The organism is Nonomuraea sp. NPDC050383 (assembly GCF_044459125.1).
GTDB lineage: Bacteria > Actinomycetota > Actinomycetes > Streptosporangiales > Streptosporangiaceae > Nonomuraea.
Map to the genome: position 1 here is coordinate 15463 of NZ_JBITIP010000017.1, position 17589 is coordinate 33051.

Genomic DNA, 17589 nt, shown 5'->3' on the forward strand with positions numbered 1-17589 from the left:
CATGATCACCCCGACGCGTGAGGGCCGGACGCGAGGCCACCGCGCTCCGCGGAGGCGGGGCGCGCTCGCCGCGTTCGCGGCCGGTGTCCTGGCCCTCGCCGCCACCGCGTGCGCGCCCGGCTCCTCGGCCCCGCCCGCGCCGACCCCCGACCAGCCGGCTCCCTCGGCCGTGCGCACCGACGCCGGGTCCCTGGGCGATGTGACGCTCACCGTCTGGGACCAGGAGGTGCGCGGCGGGCAGGCCGCCCAGATGAAGCAGCTCAACGCCGCGTTCGAGGCCAAGTACCCCAACATCAAGCTCAAGCGGGTGTCCCGCTCGTTCGACGACCTCAACACCACGCTGCGCCTGGCGCTGAGCGGCAACGAGCCGCCCGATGTGGTGGAGGCCAACAACGGCCGCTCCTCGATGGGCCAGTTCGTCAAGGCCGGCCAGCTCCTGCCGCTGGACTCCTACGCCGACGCGTACGGCTGGAAGAGCCGCTACCCGGAGTCGGTGCTGCGCTACTCCCGCTACAGCGCCGACGGCAAGGTGTTCGGCGAGGGCAACCTGTATGGCCTGCCCCAGGTCGGCGAGGTCGTCGGCGTCTTCTACAACCGCGCCAAGCTGACCAAGCTCGGCCTGGAGCCGCCGAAGACGTGGGCCGACCTCCAGACGGCGCTGGCCAAGGCCAAGACCGCCGGCGAGCTGCCGATGCAGCTCGGAAACCTCGACAAGTGGCCCGCCATCCACGTGTTCGGCACCGTGCAGGGCCGCCACGTCCCGGCCGACCAGATCGCCACGCTGGCCTTCGGCCGCAAGGGCGCCTCGTGGACCACGCCGGAGAACGTCAAGGCCGCCGAGGAGCTGGTCGGCTGGGTCGACCAGGGCTACTTCGAGAAGGGCTTCAACGGCCAGGGCTACGACCCGGCCTGGCAGGCGTTCGGCAAGGGCCAGGGCGTCTTCCTCGTCGCCGGCACCTGGCTGCTGGCCGACCTGGAGAAGGCCCTCGGCAAGGACCTCGGGTTCATGCTGCCGCCCGGCGCCACGCCGGACGCGCCACCCGTCGCGACCGGCGGCACCGGCCTGCCGTTCGCGATCACCGCCAAGAGCCCCCATCCGGACGCCGCCGCGGCCTACGTCGACTTCATCACCAGCGCCGACGCCATGAAGGTGCTCACCTCCACCGGCAACCTGCCGGTCGCCGACACCGGGCAGCAGACCGTCAAGGCCGGGCCCCAGCAGGACGTCTTCACCGCGTTCGGCACCGCCACCAAGGAGAACGGGCTCGTGCCGTACCTCGACTACGCCACCCCCACCTTCGCCGACACCCTCGGCGCGGCGCTGCAGGACCTGCTCGCCAAGAAGGTCACGCCGAAGGAGTTCCTCGACACGCTGGAGAAGGACTACAAGACCTTCGCGGAGAGCAACGGGTGAGCAGGCGGGTGAGCATGGGCCGGCCTCCGGGAGAGCCCAGGCGCATCGCCTACCTGTACCTGCTGCCGGCGTTCGCCGTCTACGCGGCGTTCCTGCTCTACCCCATCGGCCGCGCGGTGCAGATCTCCCTGTACGACTGGGACGGTCTCACCCTGGGCCGGTGGGCGGGCCTGGACAACTACACCGCGATCCTCTCGGACGAGCGGCTGCGGGCCGGGTTCGGTCACGCGCTGGTGCTGATCGTGTTCTACGCGGTGATCCCGCTGGCCATCGGGCTGACGCTGGCCGCGATCCTCAACCACGCCAAGGTGCGCGGGCTCGGGTTCTTCCGGACCGTGGTGTTCCTGCCGCAGGTGGTGGCCATGGTCGTGGTGGCCGTCGCCTGGCGGCGGGTGTACGCGCCGGACGGCACGCTGAACGCGGTGCTCGGCGCGCTCGGCCTGGACGGGCTCACGCGGGGCTGGCTGGGCGACCACACGTTCGCGCTGCCGGCCGTCGGCGTGGTGGGCACGTGGTTCGAGACGGGGCTGGTGACCGTGCTGCTGCTGGCCGGGATGAGCCGCGTGCCGATGGAGCTGTACGAGGCGGCGCGGCTCGACGGGGCCGGCGCGGTCAGGGAGTTCTTCGCGGTCACGCTGCCGTCGGTGCGCGGGGAGATCGCCGTCGCGCTGACGCTGACGGTGATCGCCGCGCTGCGGACCTTCGACCTGGTGTACGTCACCACGCGCGGCGGGCCCGGCGACTCGACGTCGGTGCCGTCGTTCGAGGTCTACCACCGGGCCTTCGGGCTCGGCCAGGTCGGCTCGGCCGCGGCGATCGGCGTGACGCTGACCGTGGTCATCTTCGCGATCTCGTTCGCGGTCAACCGGCTGGCCGACAGGGGGACCTCGTGATCTCGCGTACCGAGCGGGTGGCGAACTACGTCATCCTGTGGGCGTTCGCCGCGTTCGCGCTGTTCCCCGTCGTGACGATCCTCGGCGCCGCGCTCGGCCCGGACGACGCGGGCCCGGCGGGACAGGGGTTCGGGCCGCACCTGGGCAACTTCGCGGCGGCGTGGGAGGCCGGCCGGTTCGGCACGTACCTGCGCAGCAGCCTCGCCGTGTCGTCGTTCGTCGTGGTGGTCAGCGTGGTGCTGTCGATCATGAGCGGGTACGCGTTCGGCACCATGCGCTTCCGCGGCCACACCGTGCTGTTCTACCTGTTCATGCTCGGGATCATGATGCCGAGCGAGGCCATCGCGGTGCCGCTCTACTTCGACCTGCGCTCGCTCGGCCTCATCGACACGTTCTGGTCGGTGGCGCTGCCGCAGGTGGCGCTGTCGGTGGCGTTCGGCACGTTCTGGATGAGGGCCTACTTCCGGGCGAGCAGCAGGGCGATCGCCGAGGCCGCCCGCATCGACGGCGCCTCGACGTGGCGCACGCTGTGGCAGGTGCTGGTGCCGCCGGCCCGGCCCGCCATCGTCACCTTGATCGTGCTGGTCTTCATGTGGACGTGGAACGAGTTCCTCATCCCGTTGATCATGGTGACCAGCGAGTCGCTGCGGACGGCCCCGCTGGGCCTCGCCTTCTTCCAGGGCCAGTACACCTCGGGCTTCACCCTCCTCGCGGCCGGATCGGTCATCGTGGCCACCCCGGTCGTGGTGTTCTACCTGTTCCTGCAGCGTCACTTCGTTCGCGGGCTGCTCCAGGGGGCGGTCCGCGAGTAACCCACCCGGAGGTCCCTTTGCGCAGACCCTCGCCACCCCCCTCACCTCGCCGATGGGCGGTCCTCACCGCCGCGGCGTCGCTCGTCCTCGCGCTCGCCCCCGCCCCGCCCGCGTCAGCGGACCCGGCCGCGTCAGCGGACCCGGCCGCGTCAGCCGACCCGGCCGCGTCAGCCGACCCGGCCGCGACCGGCTCGGGGCCGGCGGCGGATCTCGACGTGCTGTTCGTCGGCGCCCACCCCGACGACGAGGCGTTCAGCCTCTCGACGCTCGGCCAGTGGAACGAGGACCACCACGTGCGCACCGGCGTCGTCACCGTCACCCGGGGCGAGGGCGGCGGCAACGCCGTCGGCCCCGAGGAGGGCCCGGCGCTCGGACTCATCCGCGAGGCCGAGGAGCGCACGGCCGTCGGCGGGGCCGGGGTCCGCGACGTGTTCAACCTCGACGACGTCGACTTCTACTACACGGTCAGCGCCCCGCTCACCGCCCAGATCTGGGGCGACGACACGCTGGAGAAGGTCGTCCGGATCGTCCGGCAGACCCGTCCCGAGGTCCTGCTGACCATGGACCCGGCCCCCTCCCCCGGCAACCACGGCAACCACCAGCAGGCCGCGCGCCTGGCCGTGCAGGCGTTCCACGCGGCGGCCGACCCCAAGGCGTACCCGGAGCAGATCACCCGCGAGGGGCTGCGGCCGTTCGCGCCCGCCAAGGTGCTCCTCGGCGGCGGGCGCGGCACGTCACGCACCGGCCCCGACTGCGCCGCCACCTTCCGCCCCGCCAACCCGGCGCAGAACGTCTACGGCGTGTGGAGCGGACGCCCCTCAGCGAGCCACGGCGGCCGGACGTGGGCCGCGATCGAGCGCGACTCCCAGCGCGCGTACGCCTCGCAGGGCTGGGCCGTCTTCCCCGACGTGCCCGCCGACCCGGCCCAGCTCGGCTGCGACTTCTTCACCCAGGCGGACGCGCGGGTGCCGTTCCCCGAGCCGGGCACGGCCGCCGCCGCGGCGCCCACCGCGATCCTCGACGGCGCGCTGGTGCGGGCGAGCGGCGCCGTGCCGCTCGGCACGCTGCTCGACCTGCGTCCCGGCACGTTCGACGTCCGCCCCGGCGCGGCGTTCACCGTCAAGGTCACCGCGACGGCGCCGCCGCGCGAGCCGCTGGGCCGCTCCACCGTGGCGCTGCGCGTGCCCGACGGCTGGAAGGCCGACGGCTCCGGCGACCTGGGCCGGCTCACGCCGGGACGCACCGGCACGGCGACGTTCACAGTGACCCCGCCGAAGGGCGCGGCTCCCGGTGACCGGGCGCGGCTCGCCGCGACGCTCACGACCGAGCGGGGCACCGGCCACACCGACCGGCAGGTCGAGGTGAGCCCGGCCGTGCGCGGCGTCCAGCAGCTCCTGCCGCAGGTCGGCCAGTACGAGAAGTGGGCCGCCGAGGTCGGCGTGCCGCAGCTCCGCGGCCTGGTCACCCCGGTTCTCACGCTCCCGTCCGGCGGCTCGCGCCAGGTCGGCGTCGTCGTCACCAACGTCAGCGACGCGGCGCAGTCCGGCACCGTGCGCCTGGACCTGCCGGCGGGCTTCACCGCCGACCGGGCGGAGGCGCCCTACAGCGGGCTGGCCGCCGGGGCGTCGGCGACGGTCACGTTCACCGTCACCAACACGGACGCCTCGCTGAAGACGTCCAACGACGGCGGCGACTACGCCTACACGATCACCACGACCAGCTCCGACGGCTCCAGCGTGACCAAGCCGGCCCTGGAGCTCGTCCCCGCGACGGCCATCCCGCGGGCCGCCTCGGCGCCCGCCGTGGACGGCGCGGAGGGCGACGGCGAGTACACCGGCGCGGCCCTGGACATCTCCCGCCTGTGGGAGGGGACCGCGTGCTCGTCGGCGGCCGACTGCTCCGGCACGGCCAAGGTCACCTGGCACGACGACACCCTCTACCTGCTCGTGCAGGTCAAGGACGACGTGCTCGGCACCCGGCTGGCCGCCTCCGACTGCAAGCGGCACTGGCGCACCGACGCGGTCGAGGTGACGATCGACCCGCGCGGCACCTCCGAGAACACCTCCACGACGTTCAAGGCGGCGGTGCTGCCGGTGACGGCCGAGGGGCCGCCGTGCGCGCTGCGCGACGCCGACAACCACCAGGGGCCGGCCACGGGCGTGCGGATCGCGTCCAAGGTGTCGTCCGGCGCGTACGCCGTGGAGCTGGCCGTCCCGATGGAGCAGCTGCCAGGCGCGGTGGACCCCGCCCACCTCGGGCTGAACATCCTCGTGTACGACTCCGACACCCAGGACAAGACCGGCCAGACGCGCATCGGCTGGTCGACGTGGGGCGGCGTCCAGGGCGACCCGTACCGGTGGGGCGTCGCGACACTGCCCGGCTACCAGCCGCCGGCGGGCCGGCCCACCACGCCGCCCGACCCGGTGATCCCGGCCACCGGCCTGTCGAGCCTGGACTCGCCGCAGTCGCTGGAGCAGGCGGTCCGGCTCGGGCTGCCGCTCGCGGGCGGCCCGGCGGCGAAGGCGTCCGAGAGCGGCCGGGTGAGCGCCGCCACCCCTGGCGCCACCGGGGGCCAGGGCTCGGTGAGGGTGACGCTGCGGGCAGGTGGCGCCGGTGAGGCGCACCTGTTCGTCCGCGACGCCCAGGGCACGGCGGGCAGCCGGGTCGTCAAGGTCGGCGGGAAGGGCGTCACGACCGTGAGCGTGCCGCTGACGCGGGCGCTCGGCGCCGATCCGGCCGTCGTGGCCGGCTGGCTGGCCCCGGGCGGAGGCACCGCGGCCTCGCGGGTGACCGTGCGCTGACAACCTCGCGGTAACGAGGGAATCGCGGAAGGACGTCTTCCGCGATTCCCTCTAGCGTTGCCGGCATGGATCCCCTGCTCAGCCGCCGGGCCCTCAACCGGGCCACCCTCGCGCGGCAACTGCTGCTGCGCCGTACCGGCCTGCCGGTGGTGGACGTCGTCGAGCACCTCGGCGGCCTCCAGGCGCAGACCCCCCACACCTGGTACACCGGCCTGTGGAACCGGATCGAGGGCTTCGACCCCGCCTCGGCCTCCGGCCTGCTGGAGTCCCGCGCGCTGGTCCGCATGGCGTTGCAGCGCTCGACGATCCACCTGGTGAGCGCGCGCGACTGCCTGGCGATGCGGCCGCTGGTGCAGGTGGTCACGGAGCGGATGACGCGTACGACGTTCGGCCGGCGCCTGGCGGGCGTGGACCTGGACGAGCTGGCCGAGACCGGCCGAACGCTGCTGGCGGAGCGGCCCATGACGTTCGCCGAGCTGGGGCGGGCCCTCGCCGAGCGGTGGCCGGGCAGCGACCCGCACGCGCTCGGGCAGGGAGTGCGGTGGCTGGTGCCGCTGGCGCAGGTGCCGCCACGCGGGCTGTGGGGCAGGAGCGGCCCGGTCGCGCACGTCCCGGCCGACACGTGGCTGGACGGCCTGGACGTGCCACCCATGACGGCGGCCGAGCTGGTCACGCGCTACCTGGCGGCCTTCGGGCCGGCGACGGTGAAGGACGCGCAGACCTGGTCGGGCCTGACCCGGCTGGCGGAGGCGGTGGAGGGGATGGACCTCCTGCGGTTCCGCGGCGAGGACGGCCGCACGTACTACGACCTGCCGGACGCGCCCCGGCCGGACGAGGACGTCCCGGCGCCCGCCCGGCTGATGTACGACTTCGACAACCTGTTCCTGTCGCACGCCGACCGCTCCCGCGTGATCACGGAGTCGGGGCTCCGCGCGCTCGGCGGGTTCATGGGGACGAACGTGATGCCGCGCCTCGTCCTGGTGGACGGCTTCACGGCCGGGGACTGGACCGTCACCCGCGCCAGGGGCGTCTCCACGCTCACCCTCCACCGGTGGGAGCCGAGCGCCTCCTTCGACGAGGCCGAGGCGGAGGCGCGGCGGCTGCTGGAGTTCCTGGCCCCCGGCGACGAGCACCGGACAGCGGTGGCCGACGGCCCCTCCAAGTCCTGACATGCCGTGCGATGTACAAAGGAGGGCCGCGAACAGTGGATCTACGCCCCCCACGGGCCGTATGTTGGCGAGCGTGCACGAGCGGAACCACCTCCGATGACCTCCCCCGCGACCGATCTGGTGACCTTCGGCGAGACCATGGCGCTGTTCGCCGCCCGCCGTACCGGCCCGCTCCGCTTCGCCCGTGACTTCGATCTCGGGGTGGGCGGCGCGGAGTCCAACGTCGCGATCGGCGTCTCCCGGCTGGGCCATCGCGCGGCCTGGGTGGGCCGGGTCGGCGCCGACGAGTTCGGCGACCTGATCCGGTCCACGCTGCTGGGCGAGGGCGTGGACGCCCGCGCCATCACCGACCCGGGCGCGCCCACCGGACTGATGATCAAGGGCAGGCGCACCGCCGAGCTCGTGGACGTGCGCTACTACCGCTCCGCGAGCGCCGGCTCCCGCCTGTCGCCCGGCGACCTCGACCCGGACCTCGTCGGCGGCGCCCGTGTCCTGCACGTGTCCGCGATCACGCCCGCGCTGTCCGGCTCCGCCCGTGAGGCCGTCCGGCACGCGATGGCGCTGGCGCGCTCGGCGGGCGCGCTGGTGTCGCTCGACGTCAACTACCGGGCGGCGCTCTGGTCGCCCGCGGAGGCCGGGGCGTGGCTGCGGGAGACGGTCGCGGACGTGGACGTGCTGTTCGCCACCGGGCCCGAGGGCCGGCTGATCGCCGACGTCGAGCAGCCGGTCGAGCTGGCCCGCGCCCTCGCCGACCTCGGCCCCCGGCACGTGCTGGTCAAGGCGGGCGCGGAGGGCGCCCTGGAGCTGTCCGATGGCGTGGTGCGGCACGCCGAGCCGTACCGGGTGACGGAGGTGGACCCGGTCGGCGCGGGTGACGCGTTCGCGGCGGGCTGGCTGGCCGGCTGGCTGTCGGGCCACGGCCCCGAGGAGCGGCTGCGCACGGCCTGCGCGGCGGGCGCGTTCGCGGTCACCTCGCAGGGCGACTGGGAGAGCCTGCCCCGCCCCTCCGACCTGCACCTCCTCCAGCGCGGCACGGACGACGGCGTCAGCAGGTAGCCGCCCCGCGCTCCTTCGCGGGCTCCGGCACGGCGGCCTCGGTCAGCGCCGGCGTGTCCTCCAGCGGCGCTTGCTCCAGCCTCGGCTGCTCCAGCGGCGGCTGACTGTCTCCTTCGATCTCGCCCGGCCCGGCCCGCTCTTCCCGAGGCTGCTCGGCCACCTGTCCGGTGGCCTGCGTGGCGCGGTCGAAGAAGCGCAGCAGCTCCACCGGCAGCGGCATGATCAGGGTGGAGTTCTTCTCGGCGGCGACCTCCACCACGGTCTGCAGCAGGCGCAGCTGCAGCGCGCCGGGCGTCTTCGACATGATCTCGGAGGCGTCGGCGAGCTTCTGGGAGGCCCGCAGCTCCCCGTCCGCCACGATCACCCGGGAGCGCCGCTCGCGCTCGGCCTCCGCCTGACGCGACATGGAGCGCTTCATGGTCTCCGGAAGCTGGACATCCTTGATCTCGACCCGATCGATGTGGATGCCCCACCCCAGCGCCGGGCTGTCGATCATCAGGGCGAGGCCCCTGTTCAGCTCCTCGCGGTTGGTGAGCAGGTCGTCCAGTTCGCTCTTGCCGATGATCGAGCGCAGCGACGTCTGGGCCACCTGCTCCACCGCGTACAGGTAGTTCTGGACCTCGATGGTGGCCCGCAGCGGGTCCTGGACCCTGAAGTAGGCGACCGCGTCGACGCGGACGGAGACGTTGTCGCGGGTGATGCCCTCCTGCGTGGGGACGGGCATCGTGACGATCTGGACGTTGACCTTCTTCATCCGTTCCGCGAACGGGATGAGCATTCTCAGCCCGGGCTCCCGGACCTCCTTCTGTGCCCGGCCGAAGCGGAAGACGATGCCCCGTTCGATCTGGTTGACGACCCGCACGCTGCTGAGTGCCACCACGATGACGAAGAAGGCGATCACGATGAGAATGATGTTGATGTCCATGACGGCATCCCTTCCATGTCGAGCCTAGGCCCGGAAGAACCGTCATGGGAGGGTGCGGCCGACGTCGCCGGAAGTCAGCCCACCGGCGTCACGTCGACGCCGCCGCACACCGGGCCGCCCGGGAGGCGGACGGTCACGCCGGGCCCTCCGCCCGGGGGCGTCGCGCGCAGCCGGGCCGGGCTGACGCATCCCGGCTCCACGACCGTCCAGTGCAGGACGGAGCTCACGCTCGCGCCCGGCTCCAGGGTCGCCACCTCGCCGGGCCCCTCCAGGTTCCGCACGCTCACCGGCAGGAGGCCGCCGTCCGCGTCGAGCAGGGCGATGCCCGGATGGCCGGACAGGACGCAGGCCGCGCCGGACACGTTGGTGAAGGTCAGGGGGGCGTACCGGTTGCCCGCCCCGGGGTCCACCCGGCCGAGCCGCACCCGGAGGCCGCCGGCGGAGCAGACGTCCGCGCCGGCCGGGCGCCCGGTGATGGGCGACGCGGGGGTGGACGACACGGGGGCGGACGACACGGGGGCGGACGACACGGGGGCGGACGATGCCGCGGCGGAGGACGCGGGGCGTGCCTGGGTGCAGGCGGTGCCCGCCGTCAGCAGCAGCCCGCCGATAATCCCGGCAATCCCCAGCTTTCTCATCAACACCACTTATGCCCATCCAGAGCCCACCCAACTCCGCCAATCAGCCACGTAAGTGCAGCTAACGGGCATCGTCCCGCGCCCGCGCCCCGGCGGCTGGTCAAGCTCGTCGGGCAGCCCCTGAGCCACGGGTGAACCAGACCGCGGCCACCCCGCACAGCACGGCCGCCAGCACGAGCGAGAGTGCGGAGCCGGTCACCGTTCCCAGACCGGCGAAGGCGCCCATGAGGGCGACCCCGAGCGTGGCGCCCGTCTGGCGCACGGCGTTGAGCAGCCCTCCGGCGGCCCCGGCCGTGCCCTCGGGCGCCGCGGCGATGACGGCGGCCGCCAGGGCGGGCAGCACGAGCGACACCCCCGTGCCGGTGAGCAGCAGCCCCACGGCCAGCCACCCGTACCCCGCCTCGGCCGCGACCGCCCAGGCCAGCCCGCCGCCGCCCGCGGCGAGCAGCGCCAGCCCCACCAGGATCGGCGGGCGCGGGCCGACACGGGCGACGATCCGGCCGGTCAGCGGCGGGTTGACCGCGAACGGCAGGGTGAGCGGCAGGAACGCCAGGCCGCTGGCCACCGCGCTGAGGTGACGGCCCTGCTGGAGCAGCAGCGGCAGGACGAAGAGGCTGCCGTTCAGGGTGAAGCTCACCGCCGCCCCGGCGGCCAGCCCGGCCCGTACGCCGCCGCTGCTCAGGAGCGGCCGGTTGAGGACGGGGGCGTCGCTGCGCCGTTCCAGGACCACGAACGCGCGGGCGGCCAGCGCCGTGGCGACGGCGGAGACGGCCGCGTGCGCCCAGGACCGCGAGCCCGCGGCGATGAGCGCGTCGGTCAGCAGCGCGAGCACCGCGCAGGCGGCGAGCTGGGCCGTCCAGTCGATCCGCCGCTCGCCGCGCGGGCACGCCAGGCCCCGCCCCGCGGTCAGCGCGAGCACCAGCAGGCCGATCGGCACGTTCACCAGGAAGATCGCCCGCCATCCGGCCAGGTCCACCAGCGCACCGCCCGCGACGGGGCCGGCGGCCACGGCCGCGCCGCTGATCGCCGCCCACGCCGCCACGGCGCGGGTCCGCTCGGCGGGCGCGGGGTAGAGCCGCGCGATGACGGCCATCGAGGCGGGCACGCAGGCGGCTCCCGCCGCCCCCAGCACCGCCCGCAGCCCGACCAGCACGCCCAGCCCCGGGGCGAACGCCGACAGCAGGGAGCCCAGCGCGAACACGGCCACACCGGCGCGCAACACCCGTTCGGCCCCGTAACGGTCGGCGACCGCCCCGGCCGACAGCAGCAGCGCGCCGAAGACCACGGTGTAGCCGGTGGTCGCCCACTGCAGACCGGCGATGGAGGTGCGCAGCGAGACGGCCAGGTCCGGCTCGGCGACCGAGAGCACGGTCATGTCCAGGAGCACCATGAAGTAGCCGAGCGACACACCGAGCAGCGCCGCCGCGCGCCCGCGACCCGGCGGGGCCGCGACGATGGAGGGAGAAGTCATGCGCCCCACTGTCCGGCCCGGCCCCCGCTCCCCTCCACCGGCAGGACCGCAGCCCGCGTTCGGAATCCCCGAACGCCCTCGCTACACCGGAGGCAGCGGGAAGCGGTGGATCTCGGCGCGGTGACCCGCCGAACCGGCGAACTTGGCGTCATCGGTGAGCAGCGGCACCCCCAGCAGCTCGGCGAGCGCCACGTACATGCCGTCTACTCCGGAATGCCGGGGCCGGTGCGGGCGGTTGGGACGGGCGTGGAGTTGCGTCAGTTGCGGACCTTCGAGGCCGTCGTACGGCACCGGACGGTGACCGACGCCGCCAACGCCCTCGGCATGGCCCCCTCCAGCGTCTCCGAGCAGATCCGCGTCCTGGAGAAGTCCCTCGGCGTGACGCTGTTCGACCGGACGCCGAAGGGGATGCTCCTGACCGGGGCCGGGCGGCGGCTGCAGGGCTGGGCGCGGCGCCTGCTCGACCAGGCCGAGCAGGCGCGCCGGGAGGTGGCGCGGCAGCCGGAGGACGTCCGGCTCGGCGCGCTGGAGACGATCGTCGCCGCGTGCGTGCCGCGGGTGCTGGGCAGACTGGCCGAGCGCCGTCCGGGGCTGCGGGTCGAGGTGCGGCCCAGTGTGAGCCGCGACGACCTGCTCGCCGACGTGACGTCCGGGCGGCTGGAGGCGGCGCTGGTCCTCGACACGGGCGACGCGCTGGGCGATCTCGGGTTCGCCCCGCCACCGGCGCCGCTGACCTTCCTCGACGTCGACTCCGTCCCCCTCGTCCTGGTCGCCGCTCCCGGCCATCCGCTGCTCGAACGGTCCCAGCTGTCCCCGGACGACCTGTCCGGCGAGCGGCTGCTGGTGAACGCGCCGGGGTGCTCGTTCCTCATGGCCGCCGACCGGCTCATCGGCCCCGGGCCGGAACGGCTCCCGGTGGGCGGGGTGCAGGTGATGCGCGCCTGGGCCGAGCAGGGCCTGGGCGTCGCGCTGCTGCCGGACTTCGCGGTGTCCGCCGCGCTCGCGGCCGGCACGCTCGCCCGGCTGCCGTTCCCGGCGCCGGATCTGGAGCTCCGGCTCGTCTGGCACGCCGACCGCGAGCACCTCCCCGGACTCCGCGACGTCCTCTACGCGGCCGGCACCCCGGGCTGACGCCTGTCCGCGGGTTCCCGGACGGCGCTCTCAGCTGCCGAACCCGCCGCGCGCGACCACCTCGATGGTCACCACGGTCGCCACCGCCTCGGCGGCCAGCAGCGCCACCAGCACCACGAGCTGCACGATCCCGGCCTGTACGGGGCTCGCCCCGCCCAGCAGCATGCCCACGAACGCGCCCGGAAGCGTGACCAGCCCCACGGTTCGCGTCTGATCCAGGGCGGGCACCAGCGCCTGGGCGGCCGCCGGGCGGCAGATCTCCAGCGCCGCCTCCCTCGGGCCGAACCCGAGCGACAGGGCCGCCTCCACCTCTCCCCTGCGCTGGACCAGCTCGTCCATGGCACGCCGCCCGGCCAGCGTGGTGGCGGTCAGGCAGCCGCCGAGCAGGATCCCGGCGACCGGAATGATCACGATCCCGGCCGTGGTGATCACCCGGCCCGCGGCCAGGACGCCCAGCACCGGTACGGTGCCCGCCGCGATGGGCACCCCCGCCCACCACCCGGCCCGGCCGGGGGTGATGCGCCGGCCCGCGGTGAAGGCGGCGACCCCGTACATGAGCAGGATGAAGCCCGCCACCGCGGCGGAGAGGGTGACCACCCAGGCGATCACCGCCGACACCGCGCCGAGCTGCGCGGCCGCGCGCAGGCAGGCGGTGACGACGGCGCGTCCGTGACCGAGCCGGCCGAGCCACGCCACCAGGGTCGCCAGCACGACGAGGACGACCAGCGCGACCGGCAGGAGCGGGGTGACGGTGATCAGCGATGAGGAGCGCACGACAAGCAGTCTGACGTCGCCGGCCGCTCCCGCCGGGAGGCGGGGCCCTTCCGGACCGGCCTTTCCCGGGCTACCATCGTCCTCATGACTGCCGGGTCGGCCATGCGCCGCGCACAGAATGGGCCCCCGGCCGGCGTTTGATCACCGCGCGGGCCAGAGGCCCGCCCCCGTCACGAGCAGTGCGGACAGCCACTCGTGACGGAATGGAGGTGACATGTATGAGCTGGCAGGATTTTCTCGCCCGTCACCAGGTCGGTGACGTCGTCGAGGGCGTGGTGACCAGTCAGGTGCCGTTCGGTTCGTTCGTCGAGTACGACGGCTTCACCGGTCTCGCGCCCCAGCAGTCCTGGCCCGTCGGCAGCCGCGTCTCGGTCAAGATCCTCGCGATCGATTCCGAGAGGCAGCGGTTCAGCCTGGCCGGAGTGTGAGTGAGCGCTGATCCGGGGGAAGGGCACTCCCCCGGATCAGCCGCCTGAGGTCAGTCCGTCGGCAAGGGCGCCTCGGTGCCGAAGCCGTCGAGCGAGCGGCGCTCCTCAAGGCTCAGCGTCTCCTGGAACACCGTGATGTGCAGCCCGGCGGGGGCGTCGAGCCGCGCGTTCAGGGACTGCCACGGGGTGAGGGTGGGCGGCGCGACCTGCTCGGCGCCGGCCTCCACCAGCCGGTCCGTGGTGGCCTGGGCGTCGTCGACCTCGAACGCGATCCGGATCCTGGGCGCCACCTGGCGGCCGACCTCGACCTCGTCGATGAACTCCTTCTGGGCCGTGTTCGCGATCTCCAGGGTGGCGCGGCCGGCGTCGAGGATCGCGACCCGGGCGTCCCCGTCGTTGGAGAACGCCGCCTGCTCGGGCAGGCCCAGCACGTCCCGGTAGAACGCGAGCGCCGCCTCGTAGTCCTCGGCCTCGACGACGAGGCGGAGCTGGCGGACGGGGGACGGCTTGTCCTCGGCTGTGGTCATGGGAGGCTCCTGCCCTTCACGTGCTCGATGCTTTGTGCAGGAACAACCGCCGCGACGCCTGAGCCGTTCCCGTCATGCGTCCTGCGGCGTGGCGGAGACCGCGGCCGCGGGAGCCTTACGCCGCACGGCGAAGGGAGAGATCGCGGCGCCGATGACGGCGACGGCCGCGCTGAGCCAGAACAGGGTGGTGAAGGCGGAGTCGGGCACGCCCACGGCGCGTCCGGAGGTGCTGGAGACGATCACCGCGGCGGCGAGCTGGCTGCCGATGACGCTGCCGACGGTGCGGGAGATGTTGTTGATGCCGTTGGCGGTGCCGGTCCGGGTCAACGGCACGATGTCGGCGATCAGCTTGGGCAGCGCGCCCATGACAAGCCCCGATCCGGCCCCGACGATCCCGTAGAACACCAGGTGCTCCCACCGAGCGGTGTGCGCCATGGCGATCAGTACGGCCCCCGTGGTGAACAGCAGGAATCCGCCCGCCAGCGGCCAGCGCGGACCGAGGACCGAGGTGATCCGGCCGACGGCCATGCCGGCAGGGATGATGGCCAGCATTCCCGGGAGCAGCAGCAGTCCGGCGACGGTGACGGACGTCCCGAACCCGGCGCCGTCCGCCCCCGGCTGCTGCTGGGCGAACAGCGGCATGGTCAGGTAGAAGAAGTAGGATCCCGCTCCGAACAGCAGGGCGGCGGCGTGCGTCACCAGCATGGGCGGGTCGGTCAGCTCGCCGACGTCGATGAGCGCGTCCTTCCTGGCCCGCTCCACCACCATGAGCCCGCCGAGCAGCAGCACGCCGAGGGCGAACAGGCCGAGCACCCACCCCGACGTCCAGCCCCATGAGGGCCCCTGGGTGAGGGCGAGCAGCACCGCGACGAGGCCCGCGGCGAGGAGCGCCGCCCCGGGCAGATCGAGGCCGCCCGAGGCGGTGTGCCTGCTGGCGGGCACCCACCGCGTCACCATCAGCAGGCTCACCACCGCCAGCAGCGCGCCGAGGACGAACAGATACCGCCAGGACAGGTGGTCGGCCATCAGCCCGCCGACCACCAGGCCGAAGCCCGCGCCGGCGCCGACGACGCCGGACACCAGTCCCATCGCGAACGGCAGCCGCTCCCGGGGCAGAGCCTCCCGCAGGATCGCCATGGACAGCGGCACCACCGCCAGCGCCGCGCCCTGGACGACGCGGGCGGCGATGAGCTGGCCGATGTTCTGCGCCATGGCCGCCCCGGCCATACCGGCCGCGTACGCGACCAGCACGCCGATCATCACCTGCCGCTTGCCGTACAGGTCGCCCAGGCGGCCGAGCAGCGGCGTCAGCACGGCGCTGGAGAGCAGGAACGCGCTGAGGATCCAGGCGGACCAGGTCCGGGTGGTTTCCAGCTCCCGGGTCAGGAGCCCCAGGGTGGGGACCACCACTGTCTGCATCAGCGAATAGCCGAAGACCGCCGTGACGAGCGTGACCATGACTCCGGTGACGTTCGCGGCGGGGTCCGTCGTGGGGGACGCGGTCATGAAGACCCCTTCTAGTTCGTAGTACGTATAGTTGGCTGTACGAACTACAGTAGTTGGGACCGCGAACTATCGTCAATTAGACTGAGCGGAGGAGGTGCCATGACCAGCACGACGGGCACAGAGGCCGACGTACACCTGGACTTCGCCGCGGCGTTGGTGCGCATGTCGCATGTGGTGCAGTACGTCTTCGCCGATGTGAGCCGCGAGCACGACATCACCCCGCAGCAGGCGCAACTGTTGTGCCTGCTGATCGGCGGCCCGGTCGGCATGACCGAGCTCAGCAGGCTCCTCCATCTGGAGAAGTCCAGCCTCACCGGACTCGTGGACCGCGTGGAGCGGCGCGGGCTGGTCACCCGGGTCCGCGACCTGGAGGACCGCCGCGCCTGCCGGATCGAGCTGACACCGGAGGGCACACGGCTCGCCGTCGAGTCGCACGAGCAGATCACCCGGAAGCTCACCACTCTGGGCGAGGTGCTGCCGGACGCCGACAGGCAAGGGTTCGCCGCCGTCGTCACACACCTGCTCACCCGGTACGCGACCCAGCAGTAGGCCACCGTGCGGCCCGTGACGATCGCCGCCGGCTCCGGCTCCTCAAACGCGGATGATCTCCATGGTCACCCAGCCCTTGATCATTTGTGGCCCGGTGGTCACACGCAGGTCACCTGAGCTCATTACGTTGCCCTCACCTTTGTGCCGACGTGAGAGGCGGATCACCCCTGGCGGAGCCCTTCCAGCTGATGCTCGACGAGCTGACCGCGGAGTACGAGCGGCAGCTGCGTCGCGTCCGGGACGCCTACGGCAGGCTGGCCGAGCTGAAGGCCACCGCGCGGTCGGGCGACGGGATGGTCACGTCAGGTGGGACCGCGCGGAGAGGTGCGGGCCATCGAGCTGAACCCCCGGGTCTACCGCAAGCTGTCCCCCTCGGAGCTCTCCCACGAGATCATGACGCAGATCGAGCGGGCCACCGCCTCCGTGACCGCGAGCTCGCAGGAGCTCATGGGCCCGCTGGTGCCCGGGTCACGTCTTCACCCCGGCCGCTCCGGACCTGACCGAGGAGCCGGACGACGGCCCTGCCGACCTCATGGACGCCCTCGTGGTAGACGCCCTCACCGAGCATGCCGGCGTCGTCGCGGTCCGGCGGGCCTGGCGGACCGTGTCAGGAGGGTCGCCGGAGCGCGGGCGGCGGGCCTACCTGGCCGAGGCTGACCCGGGCGTCCCGGCCTGGGACCTGACCGTGGACGCCCAGCGGGAGCTGGTCCAGATGGGGATGGACTCGCCACAGGTCGAGGTGTACTGGAGCGGCGACGACCTGCCGCCCTACCACCGGGCGGCCCGCACGGGCGCAGCGCTCCTGTGGCGGCGACCGGAGACCACGCCGTAGCCGGCGGTCGTGTGGTCAGCGCACCTTCTCGCCCGCCGCGAGCGTGGCGACCATCCTGCGCAGGCGGGCCGACCGCGTCCGCGGCGTCCTCGCGGTCATGAGCCGCAGGATGACCGTGTACCGGTCCGTCTTGCCGAGGGTGTCGAAGAAGGCCCTGGCCCGCTCGTCGCCCTCCAGCGCCACGGTCAGATCTTCGGGGACGGTGACGTTCCTCGGCGACTCGTACGCCGCGTCCCACCGCCCGTCCGCCTGGGCCGCCAGCACCGCCGCCAGGCCCGCCGGACGCATGCGGCCCTCGGCGAGGAGCTGCTCCACCTTGGCGACGTTCACCTTCGACCACACGCTCCTGGGCCGGCGCGGCGAGAATCGCTGCAGGTAGGACGCCTCGTCGCACGACCGGGTGTGGCTGTCGATCCAGCCGTAGCAGAGGGCGACGTCGAGGGCCTCGCCGCGGGTCACGGACACCGTGCCCGACCCCTTCTTCGCGATCCTCAGCCAGACGTCGGCCGCCGATCCGTGCTGCTCGGCCAGCCACGCCTCCCACTCGCCGGCGCTGCCGAACGCCATGACACTCGTGTCCGTGCCGGTGGCGACGGGTCCTCGGGGCATCTGGATGTTCCCTTCCTCGGCTCGGGTGACGCCGGCGTCCTGCCGCGCACAGGG

17 protein-coding genes are annotated in these 17589 nt (G+C 73.5%); 10 read left to right on the forward strand and 7 right to left on the reverse strand.

From position 1 onward, the window contains the following. Position 1: 1 nt before the first annotated feature. From ACIBG4_RS32975 to ACIBG4_RS33000, 6 genes are all read left to right on the forward strand, one after another. The gene (locus tag ACIBG4_RS32975; RefSeq protein ID WP_397205324.1) at positions 2 to 1414 is read left to right on the forward strand and encodes an ABC transporter substrate-binding protein; all 1413 of its coding nucleotides are present in this window, start codon (positions 2 to 4) and stop codon (positions 1412 to 1414) included. Beyond that, entirely contained in the window at positions 1411 to 2307 is an 897-nt protein-coding gene (locus tag ACIBG4_RS32980; protein ID WP_310713343.1) for a sugar ABC transporter permease, read from the forward strand. Before ACIBG4_RS32975 ends, ACIBG4_RS32980 begins: the two co-directional genes overlap by 4 nt. Further along, positions 2304 to 3119 carry a carbohydrate ABC transporter permease gene (locus ACIBG4_RS32985; protein WP_397205326.1) on the forward strand — a complete coding sequence of 272 codons (816 nt, stop codon included), beginning with the start codon at positions 2304 to 2306 and terminating at the stop codon, positions 3117 to 3119. The genes ACIBG4_RS32980 and ACIBG4_RS32985 overlap by 4 nt, the downstream gene beginning before the upstream one ends. Before the next feature lie 17 nt (positions 3120 to 3136). Continuing rightward, positions 3137 to 5920, forward strand: coding sequence for a sugar-binding protein (locus tag ACIBG4_RS32990; protein ID WP_397205328.1), 2784 nt, complete (start codon positions 3137 to 3139; stop codon positions 5918 to 5920). Between the two features lie 65 nt (positions 5921 to 5985). After that, the gene (locus ACIBG4_RS32995) at positions 5986 to 7089 is read left to right on the forward strand and encodes a winged helix DNA-binding domain-containing protein (RefSeq protein ID WP_397205330.1); all 1104 of its coding nucleotides are present in this window, start codon (positions 5986 to 5988) and stop codon (positions 7087 to 7089) included. A gap of 96 nt (positions 7090 to 7185) precedes the next feature. Further along, entirely contained in the window at positions 7186 to 8145 is a 960-nt protein-coding gene (locus ACIBG4_RS33000) for a sugar kinase (RefSeq protein ID WP_397205332.1), read from the forward strand. Here the strand turns inward: ACIBG4_RS33000 and ACIBG4_RS33005 are convergent. From ACIBG4_RS33005 to ACIBG4_RS33015, 3 genes are all read right to left on the reverse strand, one after another. Further along, complete coding sequence (locus tag ACIBG4_RS33005) at positions 8135 to 9070, reverse strand: slipin family protein (RefSeq protein ID WP_397205334.1); 936 nt, start codon at positions 9068 to 9070, stop codon at positions 8135 to 8137. The two genes, ACIBG4_RS33000 and ACIBG4_RS33005, sit on opposite strands and share 11 nt — an antisense overlap. Positions 9071 to 9144: 74 nt before the next feature. Continuing rightward, positions 9145 to 9708, reverse strand: coding sequence for a DUF4232 domain-containing protein (locus tag ACIBG4_RS33010; protein ID WP_397205336.1), 564 nt, complete (start codon positions 9706 to 9708; stop codon positions 9145 to 9147). Positions 9709 to 9808: 100 nt separating this feature from the next. Beyond that, complete coding sequence (locus ACIBG4_RS33015) at positions 9809 to 11179, reverse strand: MFS transporter (RefSeq protein WP_397205338.1); 1371 nt, start codon at positions 11177 to 11179, stop codon at positions 9809 to 9811. A gap of 261 nt (positions 11180 to 11440) precedes the next feature. On the opposite strand from ACIBG4_RS33015, the gene ACIBG4_RS33020 reads away from it, so the two are divergent. After that, positions 11441 to 12310, forward strand: coding sequence for a LysR family transcriptional regulator (locus ACIBG4_RS33020; RefSeq protein WP_397205340.1), 870 nt, complete (start codon positions 11441 to 11443; stop codon positions 12308 to 12310). A 30-nt stretch (positions 12311 to 12340) separates the two neighbouring features. Here the strand turns inward: ACIBG4_RS33020 and ACIBG4_RS33025 are convergent, their stop codons facing one another. Then, positions 12341 to 13084, reverse strand: coding sequence for an ABC transporter permease (locus tag ACIBG4_RS33025; RefSeq protein WP_397205342.1), 744 nt, complete (start codon positions 13082 to 13084; stop codon positions 12341 to 12343). 218 nt (positions 13085 to 13302) lie between these two features. Between ACIBG4_RS33025 and ACIBG4_RS33030 the strand changes: the two genes are divergently transcribed. Next, positions 13303 to 13512: a S1 RNA-binding domain-containing protein gene (locus tag ACIBG4_RS33030; RefSeq protein WP_397205344.1), complete on the forward strand. Its 210-nt coding sequence runs from the start codon at positions 13303 to 13305 to the stop codon at positions 13510 to 13512. A 50-nt stretch (positions 13513 to 13562) separates the two neighbouring features. Here ACIBG4_RS33030 and ACIBG4_RS33035 read toward each other — a convergent pair whose 3' ends face one another. After that, on the reverse strand, positions 13563 to 14039 hold the full coding sequence (locus tag ACIBG4_RS33035) for a VOC family protein (RefSeq protein WP_397205346.1): 477 nt from the start codon (positions 14037 to 14039) through the stop codon (positions 13563 to 13565). Between the two features lie 72 nt (positions 14040 to 14111). Next, on the reverse strand, positions 14112 to 15545 hold the full coding sequence (locus ACIBG4_RS33040) for an MFS transporter (RefSeq protein WP_397205348.1): 1434 nt from the start codon (positions 15543 to 15545) through the stop codon (positions 14112 to 14114). 99 nt (positions 15546 to 15644) lie between these two features. On the opposite strand from ACIBG4_RS33040, the gene ACIBG4_RS33045 reads away from it, so the two are divergent. Then, on the forward strand, positions 15645 to 16094 hold the full coding sequence (locus tag ACIBG4_RS33045) for a MarR family transcriptional regulator (RefSeq protein WP_355438372.1): 450 nt from the start codon (positions 15645 to 15647) through the stop codon (positions 16092 to 16094). 544 nt (positions 16095 to 16638) lie between these two features. Further along, positions 16639 to 16926 (forward strand): hypothetical protein, encoded by a 288-nt coding sequence (locus ACIBG4_RS33050; RefSeq protein WP_397205350.1) that lies wholly within the window; start codon positions 16639 to 16641, stop codon positions 16924 to 16926. A 15-nt stretch (positions 16927 to 16941) separates the two neighbouring features. Here the strand turns inward: ACIBG4_RS33050 and ACIBG4_RS33055 are convergent, their stop codons facing one another. Next, entirely contained in the window at positions 16942 to 17535 is a 594-nt protein-coding gene (locus ACIBG4_RS33055; protein WP_397205352.1) for a YdeI family protein, read from the reverse strand. Positions 17536 to 17589: the final 54 nt, after the last annotated feature.

What these genes read in the sequence shown, in the direction of transcription:
- ACIBG4_RS32975 (WP_397205324.1), top strand. Translation starts at nt 2, where the DNA reads ATGATCACCCCGACGCGTGAGGGCCGGACGCGAGGCCACCGCGCTCCG.
- ACIBG4_RS32995 (WP_397205330.1), top strand. Translation starts at nt 5,986, where the DNA reads ATGGATCCCCTGCTCAGCCGCCGGGCCCTCAACCGGGCCACCCTCGCG.
- ACIBG4_RS33000 (WP_397205332.1), top strand. Translation starts at nt 7,186, where the DNA reads ATGACCTCCCCCGCGACCGATCTGGTGACCTTCGGCGAGACCATGGCG.
- ACIBG4_RS33005 (WP_397205334.1), bottom strand. Translation starts at nt 9,070, where the DNA reads ATGGACATCAACATCATTCTCATCGTGATCGCCTTCTTCGTCATCGTG.
- ACIBG4_RS33010 (WP_397205336.1), bottom strand. Translation starts at nt 9,708, where the DNA reads ATGAGAAAGCTGGGGATTGCCGGGATTATCGGCGGGCTGCTGCTGACG.
- ACIBG4_RS33015 (WP_397205338.1), bottom strand. Translation starts at nt 11,179, where the DNA reads ATGACTTCTCCCTCCATCGTCGCGGCCCCGCCGGGTCGCGGGCGCGCG.
- ACIBG4_RS33030 (WP_397205344.1), top strand. Translation starts at nt 13,303, where the DNA reads ATGAGCTGGCAGGATTTTCTCGCCCGTCACCAGGTCGGTGACGTCGTC.
- ACIBG4_RS33035 (WP_397205346.1), bottom strand. Translation starts at nt 14,039, where the DNA reads ATGACCACAGCCGAGGACAAGCCGTCCCCCGTCCGCCAGCTCCGCCTC.
- ACIBG4_RS33040 (WP_397205348.1), bottom strand. Translation starts at nt 15,545, where the DNA reads ATGACCGCGTCCCCCACGACGGACCCCGCCGCGAACGTCACCGGAGTC.
- ACIBG4_RS33045 (WP_355438372.1), top strand. Translation starts at nt 15,645, where the DNA reads ATGACCAGCACGACGGGCACAGAGGCCGACGTACACCTGGACTTCGCC.
- ACIBG4_RS33055 (WP_397205352.1), bottom strand. Translation starts at nt 17,535, where the DNA reads ATGCCCCGAGGACCCGTCGCCACCGGCACGGACACGAGTGTCATGGCG.